This is a genomic window from Pseudomonas sp. AU12215 (assembly GCF_001675465.2).
Lineage (GTDB): Bacteria > Pseudomonadota > Gammaproteobacteria > Pseudomonadales > Pseudomonadaceae > Pseudomonas > Pseudomonas nitroreducens.
Window position 1 is genome coordinate 24024 of record NZ_MACM02000026.1, and the last position, 13295, is coordinate 37318.

Annotated in this window: 14 protein-coding genes; 8 read left to right on the plus strand and 6 right to left on the minus strand. The window is 66.5% G+C overall.

The genetic code is table 11. The features are described from left to right. The first annotated feature begins 74 nt into the window (after positions 1-74). Positions 75-1628 carry a mechanosensitive ion channel family protein gene (locus tag A9513_RS07510; RefSeq protein WP_052239104.1) on the plus strand — a complete coding sequence of 518 codons (1554 nt, stop codon included), beginning with the start codon at positions 75-77 and terminating at the stop codon, positions 1626-1628. A 96-nt stretch (positions 1629-1724) separates the two neighbouring features. Next, positions 1725-2513 (plus strand): SDR family NAD(P)-dependent oxidoreductase, encoded by a 789-nt coding sequence (locus A9513_RS07515; RefSeq protein ID WP_024764710.1) that lies wholly within the window; start codon positions 1725-1727, stop codon positions 2511-2513. Position 2514: 1 nt separating this feature from the next. Here A9513_RS07515 and A9513_RS07520 read toward each other — a convergent pair whose 3' ends face one another. After that, the gene (locus tag A9513_RS07520) at positions 2515-2805 is read right to left on the minus strand and encodes a putative quinol monooxygenase (RefSeq protein WP_065084374.1); all 291 of its coding nucleotides are present in this window, start codon (positions 2803-2805) and stop codon (positions 2515-2517) included. Positions 2806-3279: 474 nt separating this feature from the next. Continuing rightward, the gene (locus tag A9513_RS07525; RefSeq protein ID WP_024764712.1) at positions 3280-4713 is read right to left on the minus strand and encodes a PLP-dependent aminotransferase family protein; all 1434 of its coding nucleotides are present in this window, start codon (positions 4711-4713) and stop codon (positions 3280-3282) included. Positions 4714-4860: 147 nt separating this feature from the next. Between A9513_RS07525 and A9513_RS07530 the strand changes: the two genes are divergently transcribed. Then, positions 4861-5301: a carboxymuconolactone decarboxylase family protein gene (locus tag A9513_RS07530; protein WP_024764713.1), complete on the plus strand. Its 441-nt coding sequence runs from the start codon at positions 4861-4863 to the stop codon at positions 5299-5301. 57 nt (positions 5302-5358) lie between these two features. Here the strand turns inward: A9513_RS07530 and A9513_RS07535 are convergent, their stop codons facing one another. Together A9513_RS07535 and A9513_RS07540 are read right to left on the minus strand one after the other, a co-directional pair. Continuing rightward, a complete protein-coding gene (locus A9513_RS07535; protein ID WP_024764714.1) occupies positions 5359-6549 on the minus strand; it encodes a YbfB/YjiJ family MFS transporter in 1191 nt (396 codons plus the stop codon). Next, complete coding sequence (locus A9513_RS07540; protein WP_065084375.1) at positions 6546-7418, minus strand: LysR substrate-binding domain-containing protein; 873 nt, start codon at positions 7416-7418, stop codon at positions 6546-6548. Before A9513_RS07540 ends, A9513_RS07535 begins: the two co-directional genes overlap by 4 nt. 114 nt (positions 7419-7532) lie before the next feature. Between A9513_RS07540 and A9513_RS07545 the strand changes: the two genes are divergently transcribed. Beyond that, the gene (locus A9513_RS07545; RefSeq protein ID WP_065084376.1) at positions 7533-8585 is read left to right on the plus strand and encodes a nitronate monooxygenase family protein; all 1053 of its coding nucleotides are present in this window, start codon (positions 7533-7535) and stop codon (positions 8583-8585) included. A gap of 1 nt (position 8586) precedes the next feature. On the opposite strand, the gene A9513_RS07550 is transcribed toward A9513_RS07545, so the two are convergent. After that, positions 8587-9480 carry a DMT family transporter gene (locus A9513_RS07550; protein WP_037018628.1) on the minus strand — a complete coding sequence of 298 codons (894 nt, stop codon included), beginning with the start codon at positions 9478-9480 and terminating at the stop codon, positions 8587-8589. A gap of 93 nt (positions 9481-9573) precedes the next feature. Here A9513_RS07550 and A9513_RS07555 point away from each other — a divergent pair, with 93 nt between their 5' ends. After that, the gene (locus tag A9513_RS07555; protein WP_024764716.1) at positions 9574-10374 is read left to right on the plus strand and encodes a helix-turn-helix domain-containing protein; all 801 of its coding nucleotides are present in this window, start codon (positions 9574-9576) and stop codon (positions 10372-10374) included. Between the two features lie 3 nt (positions 10375-10377). Here A9513_RS07555 and A9513_RS07560 read toward each other — a convergent pair whose 3' ends face one another. Next, positions 10378-10914, minus strand: coding sequence for an RNA polymerase factor sigma-70 (locus A9513_RS07560; RefSeq protein WP_065084377.1), 537 nt, complete (start codon positions 10912-10914; stop codon positions 10378-10380). Positions 10915-11261: 347 nt separating this feature from the next. Between A9513_RS07560 and A9513_RS07565 the strand changes: the two genes are divergently transcribed. The 3 genes from A9513_RS07565 to A9513_RS07575 are packed head-to-tail and all read left to right on the plus strand — an operon-like array spanning position 11262 to position 13203. Continuing rightward, positions 11262-11480 carry an MbtH family protein gene (locus A9513_RS07565; protein WP_024764718.1) on the plus strand — a complete coding sequence of 73 codons (219 nt, stop codon included), beginning with the start codon at positions 11262-11264 and terminating at the stop codon, positions 11478-11480. Between the two features lie 3 nt (positions 11481-11483). Next, positions 11484-12206: a thioesterase II family protein gene (locus A9513_RS07570; protein WP_065084378.1), complete on the plus strand. Its 723-nt coding sequence runs from the start codon at positions 11484-11486 to the stop codon at positions 12204-12206. 22 nt (positions 12207-12228) lie between these two features. Then, positions 12229-13203: a TauD/TfdA family dioxygenase gene (locus tag A9513_RS07575; RefSeq protein ID WP_065084379.1), complete on the plus strand. Its 975-nt coding sequence runs from the start codon at positions 12229-12231 to the stop codon at positions 13201-13203. The last annotated feature ends 92 nt before the right edge of the window (positions 13204-13295 follow it).

Genomic DNA, 13295 nt, shown 5'->3' on the forward strand with positions numbered 1-13295 from the left:
GGAAAATGCTGGGCAGATGTCTGCTGTTGGTATGGCTGGCAGGGGTGTGGGGGCAGACCAGCGTCGCCGCCGAAATGCCGGCCACGGCAGTCCGCGCTGCCGACGATGCCGCGGCGGAGCTGAAAGTCGAGAATCGCCGCATCCTGGTGTTCCGCGCCACGCTGCTCGGCGAGTCACCGCAGGTGCGCGCGCACCGCGCCAAGGCGACCATCGAGGAAGCCCTGCAGGGTGGCGATGAGCTGAAGGTGAATCTCGACCCGATCCAGGACAGCTACATGGTCCTGCTCGGCTATAGCCGCGCCTTTATCGTTTCGCCCGAGGATGTCGACCCGCCGGGCAGTTCGGTGCGTGCCGCCGCCGAGGCGGCCGCCGGCAACCTGCGCCTCGCGGTGGCCGAGAATCGCGAAGCGGGCAGCGTGCGCTATCTGCTCAGCGCGCTGGGACTGGCGGCGGTGGCCACCTTGGCCTACCTGTTACTGCTGCGCGGCGTCGGTTATGTGCGGGGCAAACTGCTGGACCGCCTGCCGGACGTGATGAGCCGGCACAGCGGCCGTCTCAAGGTCGGCCAGACACCCCTGCTGGGCAGCCGCTACCTCTATTACCTGGTGGGCCGGTTGATCTGGCTGGTCTACTGGCTGCTGGTGTTCCTCTTCAGCTACCAGTGGCTGAGCTTCGTGCTGTCGCGCTTCCCCTATACCCGGCCCTGGGGCGAGAGCCTCAATGTGCATCTGGTCAACCTCGCGCGGTACCTGATCAACGGCATGCTGGATGCGCTGCCGGGGTTGGCAGTCGCCTTGTGCATCCTGATCATCGCCCGCGCCATCAGCGGCTTCTCCCGTCATGTGCTGCAACGCATGGCACGGCCGGGCAACCTGCGCTGGCTGACCGAGGAAACCCTGCAGCCGACCACGCGGCTGACCTCCCTGGCGATCTGGCTGTTCGCCATTGTCATGGCCTACCCATACCTGCCCGGCTCCGGCACCGAGGCTTTCAAGGGCCTGTCGGTGCTGGTCGGCCTGATGATCTCCCTCGGTGCGTCCAGTGTGATAGGCCAGGCTGCCTCGGGACTGATCCTCACCTATTCGCGCACGCTGCGGGTGGGCGAGTTCGTCCGCATTGGCGACAACGAGGGCACGGTGACCGAGGTCGGAGTGTTCAACACCACCATCCGCACCGGCCTGGGCGAGGTGCTGACGCTGCCCAATTCGATGATCACCGGCTCCGTGACACGCAACTATTCGCGCATCGTCCAGGGCCAAGGCTACGTGGTGGATACCGTGGTCACCATTGGCTATGACACCCCGTGGCGGCAGGTGGAGGCGATGCTGATCGAAGCGGCGCGGCGCACCGACGGGATCCTGCAAACCCCGGCGCCGCAGGTATTCCAGACCGCGCTGTCGGACTTCTACCCCGAATACCGCCTGGTCGCCCAGGCCATCCCCAGCGAGCCGCGACCGCGCGCACTGCTGCTGAGCGTACTGCACGCGAATATCCAGGACGTGTTCAACGAGTACGGCGTGCAGATCATGTCGCCGCATTACCTGGGCGATCCGCAGGAGGCGAAATGGGTCCCCAGGGAGCATTGGCACGCAGCGCCGGCGAAGCCTGAAACGCCTTCCGACCACTGAGGCCTGCGCCTTGCGGACCTTCATCTATCCTGATCCGTCCACGGGCCCAGGTTGCGATGTCGCGCCCGCCCCATACTTCCGCCCCGGAGACACCCCATGAACCTGCATTTGTCCGACAAGCTCGCCTTGGTCAGCGGTTCGACCAAGGGCATCGGTTTCGCCATTGCCCAGGGCCTGGCCCGCGAAGGGGCGAGGGTGATCGTCAATGGCCGCAGCCAGGCTTCCGTGGACGAGGCGCTGGGGCGCATCCGCTCCACTCAGGCGGACGCCAAGGTGGAAGGATTCGCCGGCGATCTTTCCGATCCGCAGCAGGTTGCCGCGCTGGTGAAGCGCTATCCGGCGGTGGATGTACTGGTGAACAACCTCGGCATCTTCGACCCCAAGCCCTTCGAGGACATCCCGGACGAGGACTGGGTGCGCTTCCTCGACGTCAACCTGCTCTCCGGTGTCCGTTTGTCCCGCGCCTACCTGCCGGGCATGAAGCAGAAGAACTGGGGCCGGGTGGTATTCATCAGCAGCGAGAGTGGCATGGTGATCCCGGTGGAGATGATCCACTACGGCGTCACCAAGACGGCCCAGCTCAGCCTGTCCCGCGGGCTGGCGGAGACCTGCGCGGGCACCGGCGTGACAGTGAACGCGGTGCTGCCGGGGCCGACCGCCTCGGAGGGCGTCAACGAATTCGTCGAGAAACTCTCCGGCGGCCAGCCGTTCGCGGAGTTCGAGGCCGAGTTCTTCCGCAGTGCGCGGCCCAGCTCCCTGCTGCAGCGCTTCGCGCGCCCGGAAGAGGTGGCCAACCTGGTGGTCTACGTCTGCTCCGAGGCCTCGTCGGCCACCAATGGCGCGGCATTGCGGGTGGACGGCGGTGTGGTGCGCTCGCCGTTCTGAATCACTCGGCGCTGTGGCTCTCGAACTCCAGCCCCAGCGCCAGTTCACCACTGCCGAGCTGGCCCAGCCACTGTTGAGCCTTCGGGCCGGACAGGTGTGCCTCCAGCTCGGCCTGGCTGGCCCAGCAGGTCGATACCTGCCAGCGGTCGGCGGCCAGCGCCTGCAGCTCGCCGGACTGACAGCCCGGTTGGCGGCGCACCTGTTCGAGCAGCTCGCCCAGGTAGGAACCCAGCGCACTGGCCTGGCCGGGGAATGCCTGGACGCGGACGATGGCAATGGCGGACGGGGACATGGCGGGGCTCCTTCTGCAATGGATGGCCATTGGGCGCTGGCGCCGGCATCCGGTAAAGGCCGGAACCGGCTTTCAAAACCGATGCTGGAAGGTTACGGCCGCGCCGTCTGCGCATGAACTGCCAATTCCCGGGAAAACCGTTGGACCAATCCTTCCGCTGCGCGCTGCGATGCTATCGGGAGCGTAGGAGCGGACTTCGTTCGCGATGTGCTACCGGCGGGCCTGGAATGGTCGGAAATCGATCGCGGACAGAGTCCGCTCCTACGAGATGCTTCTGCGCTTGGGTCGGCCCTCACCCTAACCCTCTCCCAAAGGGAGAGGGGACCGTTCGGTGCAGGATGAAACCTCAGCGTCAGCTGGCTCGGGCGGCCCCCTCTCCCTGAGGGGGAGGGCTGGGGTGAGGGGGATGCATTGGTACGGACTCCCCAGGAAAAGACAGTTGCTCCTATGCTCCCTGGGAATTGGGTTTTGGCGTCAGCCCAACTGCTGCAGCAGGTCGCGCACCTTGTCCAGCGCCGGGTCGATATCCAGCGTGTCGATGGCGCCGAAGCCCAGCAGCAGGCCGTCGCGCACCGGCACCTGGTGGTGGAAGGGCGCCAGGCCGTAGAGGCCGACTTCGACCTTGCGCGCCAGCTCGGTGAGCAGCGCCACGTTGGTCGGCTGGCGCAGCAGCGCGGTGAGGTGAAAGCCGGCCACCGAGGGCACCACCTCCAGCCAGGGTGCCAGGTCGCCGGTCAGCCGCGCGAGTATCCGTTCGCGGCGCCCGGCGTAGATACCGTGGCAACGGCGGATGTGCTTGAGCAAATAGCCTTCGGCGATGAACTTGGAAAGCGCCCATTGCGGCAGGGTCGAGCTGTGCCAGTCGCTGATCTGCCGGGCGCGCACCAGCGCGGGGAACAGGCTGGGCGGCGGGATCAGATAGCCCAGGCGCAGCTCCGGCAGCAGCACCTTGGAGAACGTTCCGATGTAGGCCACCACGCCGTGCCGGTCGAGGCTCTGCAGCGCATCGGTGGGCCGGCCTTCGTAGCGGAACTCGCTGTCGTAGTCGTCCTCGATCACCAGCGCACCCAGCTCCAGCGCCCGCGCCAGCAGCGCCTCGCGGCGCGCCGGGCTCATCGGCATGCCCAGCGGGAACTGGTGCGACGGGGTGGTGTAGATCATCCGCGTGCCTTCGGGAATCAGGTCAACGCAGATGCCCTCGGCGTCCACCGGCACGCTGGCCACGTCGGCACCCAGGGTCTGGAAGATCAGCCGCGCCGGGGTATAGCCGGGGTCTTCCATCGCGACTCTGTCACCCGGCCGCAGCATGATGCGGGCAAGCAGGTCCAGCGCCTGCTGCGCGCCATTGCAGACCATCACGTCGTCCAGCTGGCAGTTCACCCCGCGTGCATAGGAGATGTGCCGGGCAATGCCATCGCGCAACGGCGCGATGCCTTCGGGGGCGCTGTAGTGCCCGCGCATGCCGGCCATCTGGCGCAGCGCATGGTTCACGCAGCGCCGCCATTCTTCCTGGGGGAACTGCAACTGGGTGGTGGCGCCGCCGATGAAGTCGGCCTTCGCCGTGCCGGCGGCGCCGGGGTGACGCAGGCGAGTGTCGAGGTTGCACCAGCGCTCGATGTTTTCCTGGCTGGCGAAGCGCACGCCATCCTGGCGCCGGTCATGCCGCGGCAGGTGCGTGTTGACGAAGGTGCCGCTGCCGATCTTGCCCACCAGCACGCCTTCATAGGTGAGCTGGGCGTAGGTGTCGGAGATGGTCTTGCGCGAGATACCCAACTGCTCGGCCAGCAAGCGGCTGGGCGGCAGGCGGGTGCCGGCGGCGAGGCGGCCGGAGTCGATGGCTTCGCGCAGCTGGCGATAGAGTTGCCCGGCGAGATCTTTCTGGCCGTGGATGATCAGGTGCAGCTCCAAGGGCGAACTCCGGGGCAGGGCGGTCGCGCAAGCGTAGCGCCGGCATTGGCCGTGGTGAAGTTGCGCGGTGCAATTTCGGTGGATTGGCCACCTCTCAGGGCGAGGCGCCGGCGCACAATGGCCGGGTCATTGTCTGGAGTTCCTGTCATGGAGCCGCGTCTGGATTACTACACTGCCTCGCCGGAAGCGCTGAAGGCAGTGCTGGCGCTGGAAGCCGCCATCTTCGAGCTGTCGGTGGAGAAGCCACTGCTGGAACTGGTGCGCCTGCGCGTGTCGCAGGTGAACAACTGCGCCTTTTGTGCCGACATGCACGCCATGGAAGCGCGCCGCAATGGCGAGACCGAACGGCGCCTGTTCGCCGTCAGTGTGTGGCGTGAATCGCCGTTCTTCACCGAGCGTGAGCGCGCGGCGCTGGCCTGGAGCGAGTCGGTGACGCTGCTGTCCGAATCGAAGGTGCCACTGGAGGTCTTCCAGCTCGCCCGCGAGCAGTTCAGCGAGCGCGAACTGGTTGACCTCACCGTGGCCATCGGCGCCATCAACGTGTGGAACCGCCTGGGCGTGTCCTTCCGCCAGCCGCCGCCGGCCTGAGCGGGTGCCTTGCCTGCCGGACCTAGGGGGACGCCCAGTCCTTGCTCGCGAACAGATTTACAGGCAGCGGTGGTGTTGAGGTTGTTCGCGAGCAAGCTCGCTCCTGCAAAGGGCAGTCCGGCGTAGTGGCAGGCAGCACAGCGCGCCGATCAGCAGGGCGCTGGCGGCGGCGCCCAGGGCCGGAATGAAGCTGCCGGTCAACCCGCGCAGGGCGCTGGCGGCCAGTGGCCCGGCGATCTGCCCGACGCCATACAGCGCCGTCATCGCCGCCAGCATGTTGAAGCGCACCTGCGCGGCCACCGCGCGGGCCGCCGGCATGGCGATGGTCACGGTGCCCATGAAGCTGCCACCCACCAGCACCGCGCTGCCCAGATAAAGGAAAGCGGACTCGCCCAGTGCCGGCAGCATCACGCCGATGGCCTGCACCAGCAGGTTCAACGCCAATGCGCGACGGCCGCCGAGCCTCAGGTGCAGCCGATGCCAGAGGAAACACGACGGTGCCGCACCCAGGCCGAAGGCGGCCCAGACCTGCAGCGGGTCGATGGCGCCCAGGCCGCTCTTCATCAGCAATGGCAGGTAAGTGGCGGTGATGATGTAGCCGAAGCCGGCCAGGCCGTAGACCAGCAGGATGATCAACGCGGACAGCTCGGGCATCGGCCCCGTACCGTTCGTTGTCTGCTGCGGCGAAGTCGGTGCTGCGCGGCCCAGCGCGGGGGTGGCCAGCAGCGACAGCACCAGCCCGGCCAGCGCCAACACGCACCAGATCGCGGCGCTGCCCAGGCCGAAGGCGTTGCCGGCGGCAATCAGTTCCGCCGAGACCAGGATGCCGACGCCCACGCCGGCGAACATCATCGGAGCGCCATGGCTTTCGCCCATGCTCTGCAACAACCATTGCGCCGCGCTGACCAGCACCATGGCCGTGAGCACGCCCGCCAGCAGGCGCACGCCGACGGCAAACCAGACGGGTGCCGGAATGGCCATGGCGGCGAGGGCGGCCAAGGTGCCGACCAGGGCGATCAGGCAGATGCGTGCAGCATGTCGTTCGTGGCTGCGCGCCAGCAGCAGCGCACCCAGCAGGTAGCCGGCGTAATTGGCCGAGGCCGCCAGCGAGCCGCCGGTGACGCTGAGCACGCCGTCGCGCACCATCAGCGGGTAGAGCCCGGTAAAGGCAAACCGGCCAAAGCCCATGCCCACGGCAAGGATCAGTGCTGCCGACAGCGCCGCGGGCAGGCGGCGGGTGCGGCTCACGGGCGTGCCTCGAGGGCTTCCCGCCAGCGCTGGAAGGCGCCGGTGGCGTAGCCTTCGCGCCAGATCAGCAAGGTGTCCACTTCCAGCAGCGGCACCACCTGCAGGGCCGGCATATCCCGATGCAGCTCCAGCACTGAACGAGGCAGCACGCCAAAACAGGAGCCGGCGTTAACGCAGGCGAGGATGCCATGGTACGAACCGACCTCCTGCACGGCGAGCGACGCTCCGTTCAACCAGCGCTCCAGCAACTGCCGGTAAGTGCAACCGCGGGCGAAGCCCACCAGCGTGCGGATCTGCACATCCTCGGGCCGGGTTACCGGTGGATGGTCGCCAGGCAGCACCAGCAGCAACTCCTCGCGGAACACCGGTTCGGCGCACAGGCCGCGCTCCAGCAGCGATTCGAAGCCGGGTTCGGCGTGGAGGATGTCCGGATGGGAGATCAGCGCGCAGTCGAGCAGGCGGTTCAGCACTTCATTGATCAGCTTCTGGCTGTGGCCGGTGGTGATGTGCAGTTCCACGTCGGGATAGGCCCGGTGAAAGCGCGCCAGGATTTCCGGTAGCCGGCTGGCGGCGGCGGCCTCCATGCTGCCCAGGCGCAGGCTGCCGGTGGCGCTGCTCGGGTGCAGCGACTGGCGGGCTTCGGTGGCGAGGGCGAGCAATTGCTCGGCGTAGCGGAGAAAGTCGCGGCCCTGGTCGGTCAGCGTCATGCGCTTGCCGTCGCGCAGGAACAGCGCCGCGCCAAGGTCTTCCTCGAGCTGGCGGATGCGCGTGGTGACGTTCGATTGCACGCGCTGCAGGCGGGCCGCGGCGCGGGTGACGCTCTGTTCCTCGGCCACGCAACGGAAGATTTCCAGGCTGGAGAGATCCATGATTAATCTTCAATAGAGAATATGTTGCGACGAATATTCTCTTTATGAGATGTTAAGTCAAGCCATTACAGGCCAAACGGCGACTTCGCCGACCCTGACGTTGAGGACCCCGTCATGCGCATCACCGACCTGCTCGGCATCCAGTTCCCCATCATCCAGGCACCCATGGTTGGCGTGTCCACCCCGGCGCTGGCCGCGGCGGTTTCCAATGCCGGCGGCCTGGGTTCCATCGGCCTGGGCGCCAGCAACGCGACGCAGGCCCGCGCCCTGTTGGAGCAGACCCGCGCGCTGACCGACAAGCCGCTCAACCTCAACCTGTTCTGCCACCGCCCGGCGGTGGCCGATCCGGCGCGCGAGGCGGCCTGGCTGGAGCACCTGCGCCCGCTGTTCGCCGAGTTCGATGCGCAGCCGCCGCAGCAGATCACCGAGATCTATCGTAGCTTCCTGGCCGATCCGGACATGCTGGAGTTCCTCATCGAGGCGCGCCCGGCCGTGGTCAGCTTCCACTTCGGCCTGCCGCCGCAGAGCTGGATCGATCGCCTGAAGGCCGCCGGCATCCGCCTGTTGGCGACTGCCACCTGCCTGGAAGAGGGCCGCGCCATCGAGGCAGCGGGCATCGATGCGATCGTCGCTCAGGGCTATGAGGCCGGTGGCCACCGGGGCGTGTTCGAGCCGGAGAAGGACGCGCGCATCGGCACCTTCGCGCTGGTCCGCACGCTGGTGAAAGGCACAGGCCTGCCGGTGATCGCGGCAGGTGGAATCATGGATGGGCAGGGCATGCGCGCGGTGTTCGAACTGGGCGCCCAGGCCGTGCAGATGGGCACCGCGTTCATAGCTGCCGACGAGTCTTCGGCCAACGCCGCATTCAAGGCAGCGCTGCGTGGCGAGCGAGGAGAACGCACCGAGGTGACGGCGGCGATTTCCGGCCGCGCCGCTCGCGGGATGGTGAATCGGCTGTTCACTGACCTGGGCAGCGCCGATGCGCCGGCGCTGCCTGACTACCCCATCACCTATGACGCGGCCAAGGCGCTGACGGCTGCAGCGAACGCCAAGGGCAATACCGACTTCGCCGTGCAATGGGCCGGGCAGGGCGCGCCGTTGTCACGGGAGATGCCGGCGGCGCAGCTGGTGGCGACGCTGATGGCCGAGTTGCGTGACAACGCCTGATTCAGCGAGCGCTGGCGGCCGTGACGGGTTTCTCCCGCGGCCGCCACAGCTCGGCCAGTAATACGCCGCTCAGGATCAGCGCGCCACCGATCAGGTGATAGCTGGTCAGTTGCTCGCCCAGCACCACGGCGGCGATGGCGGCGGTGAACACCGGCAGCAGGTTGAAGAACAGCGCCATTCGGCTCGGCCCCATGCGCTGTACGCCCTGCATCCAGGCCAGCGCACCGACGATGGAAGCCAGCAGCCCGGCATAGAGCACCAGCGGCAGGTTGGCCGTGGTCAGGCCGTGGTGCGGCGAAGCGATATACAGCGGGGCCAGCGCAACGATGGCCACCAGCACCTGCAGGTAGAGCATCAGCAGCGGCGGCAGCGGCAGGTTCCATTTCTTCAGCAGCACGCCGTACACCCCATAGGCCGCCGTGGCGACGATCATCATGCCATCGCCCAGGTTCACGCCGTGGCTGATCAATTGTTGTGGGTTGCCCTGGGTGATCACCAGCAGCACGCCGCCCAGCGACACCAGCGCGCCGAGCAGCGCGGTGGCGCTCATCCTGTGGCGCAGCAGGATCGATGCCAGGGCGAGGGACATCAGCGGCATCAGCGACAGGATGATCCCCATGTTGGTCGCCGAGGTCAGCGCGGCGGCGTAGTACGCCAGGCATTGGTAGACCGCCATGCCGAGCAGGCCGAGGGTGACGATCCTGCCCAGGTTGGCGCGGATCACCGGCCAGTGGGCAAGGGTGGCGCGCAGCAGGAAGGGCGTCAGCAGCGCGCCGGCCAGCAGCCAGCGGAAGAAGCCGATTTCCGCGGGGGCGATCTGCCCTACGGCGAGCTTGTTGACGACGGTGTTGCCGGACCAGATGACCACGGCCAGCAAGGGGAACAGGTAATTCATGGGAAACGCTTCCGGGGATAACGGTGCATATTCTCCGCTCGTCCGAATCCAGACGTATAATGAAAATAAGACAATCCACCCCGGCTTTCGGACATGACCCGCGTACTGCCGCTTCCCCTTCCTGACATCGACCGCCTGCCCGCCGATCTGTACTTTCGCTACGACGAGTTCGACGCCGGGACTCACTCGCCCAGCCACCGCCACGCCTGGGGCCAGCTCAATTACGCCTCCCACGGGGTGATGGAGCTGGAAGTGGACGGCCAGCGCTTTCTCTCGCCGCCGCAGTACGCGGTATGGGTGCCGCCGGGGCGTTTACACAGTTGTTACAACCGGCAGGCCATCGTCTATCGCTCGCTGTACGTGTCCGCCGAACTGGCGCGCAAGCTGCCACAGAATCCCTGCACTCTGGCGATCAGCGACATCCTCAAGGCGATCCTCTCCGACTTTGCCGCACGCCGGGTCAACATCCCGCAGAGCGCAGCCGACCAGCGCCTGGCCGAAGTGGTGATCGACCAGCTCCAGGCCGCACAGCCCCATGATGATTACCTGCCTTATGCCAGCGGCGGCGCGCTGGGTGAGGTGCTGGCCGCGCTGCAGGCCGAGCCGGGCGACAACCGCACTCTGGCGCAATGGGCCGAGCGCGTGCACAGCACCGAGCGCACCCTCGCGCGAGCCTGCCAGCGGGAGTTGGGGATGTCGTTCGGCGAATGGCGCCAGCGCCTGCGGTTTCTTGCCGCCATCGAGGCACTGGCATCGGGGGAGGGGGTGCAGCAGATCGCCTTCAACCTGGGCTACAGCAGCCCCTCGGCGTTCATCGCCATGTTCCGGCGGCTGTCGGGCACCACGCCGGAGCAGTATCGCTCGACCTTCCGCGCTCTGGCGGCGGAAGGCTGAGCATCAGCCGCGGCCTTCTTCCAGGCCCTTGAGGGTCTTGCGGCAGTGGATCAGCGCGTCGCGCACCATGAAGTTCACCAGGGTCGGGGAGACGCCCAGTTCCTCGGCGATTTCCTTCTGCGTGCGGCCGTGCAGGCGGTACATCTCGAAGGCATAGCGGGTGCGCTCGGGCAGCGTCTGCAGGGCGCTGGAGATAGCTTCCAGGGTCTCCCGGTCCTCGTGCTCCATTTCCGGTGACGCGGACGGCGTCGCGATGTGCATGCCTTCTTCCTCGCTACCCGAGTAGCGCTTCTCCAGCGCCTGACGGCGATAGAGATCGATGGCCAGGTTGCGCACCACACGCATCAGGTAGCCGCTCTGCGACTGGATGCCGGGGGTGAGGTCGCTCGCATTGAGCTTGATGTACGCATCGTGCACCACGTCTTCGGCATGGCTGCGGCAGCCGAGGATGCGTGCGGCCGCATTGATGAAGGTCTGCCGGTGGGTGGCGAACAGCTCGTGGAGAGCGGGGCGCGACTCGGCGGGCATTGGCTTGGACATGCAAGGTGTTCCTATGCGGCGGCGGAGGCGGGGACGTCCACATGGGTTGAGGCGGTAATCTAGATCAAATGATAATTATTATCAATTTATTCGAGAGACTCCGACTATCGCTCTGGGACAGGGTTCCCACACAAGTGTGAAGTTTTTTCATTCGCATCCATTCGTCAGAACTCTCGACTTACAGGTGAAGGACAAGCCAGGAAATTTCGCCGGCGCATATCTTATGAGAATTAATCGCATCCGAGAACACTAACTATTTCATTGCCTCCCTCGTCTTCATGGCAGAGCTGGAAAAACGGGGTAACCGCTCTGCGTCGGCATCCCCATCTGGAGAGAGGAGAAGAGCAATGGCTTTCGATCGCGAAGACGCGGTGTACAAGGTGCTGGTCAATGGCGAAGAGCAGTACTCGCTGTGGCCGGTCTACAAGGAAGTCCCGGCCGGCTGGCGTGAGGCCGGCAAGCAGGGGAGTAAGGCCGACTGCCTGGCCTTCGTCGAAGCCAACTGGACTGATATGCGCCCGCTGAGCCTGCGGCAGAAGATGGACGGCCAGGCTGCGGGGCACTGACCCGTGCTGCGTCTGTTCTGCCTGCCGTACTCCGGCGCCAGCGCCATGCTCTATGCGCGCTGGAAGCGCCAGCTCCCGGAGTGGATCGAGGTCTGCCCAGTGGAGTTGCCCGGCCGTGGTCGGCGCTTCGCCGAAGGCCTGCAGACCGATCTGCGAGCTCTCGCCAGCCAACTGGCCGATGAGATCGCCGCACGCCTGGATCTGCCTTACGCCATCTTTGGCCACAGCCTCGGCGGTCTGCTGGCCTTCGAACTGGCCCATGCCCTGCGCGAGCGCGGCCTGCCGCTGCCGCAGGCGCTGTTCGCCTCGGCCGCCTCTGCGCCGTCACACCGCGACAGCCATCGTGAGCTGGCGCAGGAGCAGAGCGACGCGCAGTTGATCGAACGCATGCGGCGGCTGGGCGGCACCTCGGCGGCGGTGTTCGCCGATGCCGAGATGCTTGCCCTGACCCTGCCGGTGATGCGCGCCGACTTCCTCCTCTGCGGCCGCTACGACTACCGCCGACGCGCGCCGCTGACCTGCCCGATCCATGTGTTCGGTGGCAAGGGCGACCGGCTTTCGGTCGAGTCGCTGTCGGCCTGGCAGGACGAGACCTGCGCCGGTTTCTCCCTGGAGATGCTCGAAGGCGGCCACTTCTTCATCAACACCGACGAGGCGCGCCTGCTCGAACTGATGCTCGGCCGCCTGCAGCAACCGGGGAAACCGTCCAGCGCAGCGCTGGCCTGAGTGCCCCTCGCGGAGAATCCAGATGCCTACCTCCACTCTGTTCGATATAGCTTCACTGGTTGAAGCGCGCGGCGGCCTGCCGTTGCTGGTGCAGGCGCGCGGCGAGGGTATCGACCTGCTCGATGCCCTGGCCGAACTGCGCCCGCTGGTTGAAGAGCGCCTGCCGGTGTGCGCCGGCATTCTCTTCCGTGGCTTCCAGGTCGGTGCGGCGGAGCGCTTCCGCGAGTTCGCCGCCGGCTTCGGCCATCCGCTGCTCAACTACGAATTCGGTTCTACGCCGCGCAGCAACGTCACCAGCGGCGTGTACACCTCCACCGAATACCCGCCGCACCAGCACATCCCGCTGCACAACGAACAGGCCTACACCCGCGAGTGGCCGATGAAGATCTGGTTCTACTGCGTGCAGGCCGCACAGAGCGGCGGCGAGACTCCCATCGCCGACAGCCGCGAGATCTACCGCCAGGTAGACGAAGGCATCCGCCGACGCTTCACCGAGCGCGGGCTGATGTACACCCGCAACTTCGGCAACGGCCTGGATGTGGCCTGGGAACAGGTGTTCAACAGCGACGATCCGGCCGTGGTCGAGGCCTACTGCAGGGCTCACAAGATCGGCTGGGAGTGGAAGGACGACGGCGAGCTGCGCACTCGCCAGGTCTGCCAGGCAGTGGCGCAGCACCCGACCACCCGCGACTGGGTCTGGTTCAACCAGGCGCACCTGTTCCACGTCTCCAACCTGCCGCCGGAAGTGCGCGAGAGCCTGCTGGAAATCGTCGACGAGCAAGACCTGCCGCGCAACGTCTACTACGGCGACGGCAGCCCCATCGAACCCTCGGTACTCGACGAAGTCCGCGGCGTGCTGGAGGAGGCCAAGGTGAGCTTCCCCTGGACCAGCGGCGATGTGCTGATGCTCGACAACATGCTGGCGGCGCATGCGCGCTCGCCGTTCAGCGGGCCGCGCAAGGTAGTCGTTGCGATGGCCGAAGGTCACGGGGCCTGAGCGGCTGCGCGTCGGCCATGCGTCGTTGGAAGACAGACAAAAAATGCTCATTCACTGCAGTGAACTGCGCTTTTTTGTCTGCCTTCCGCCTC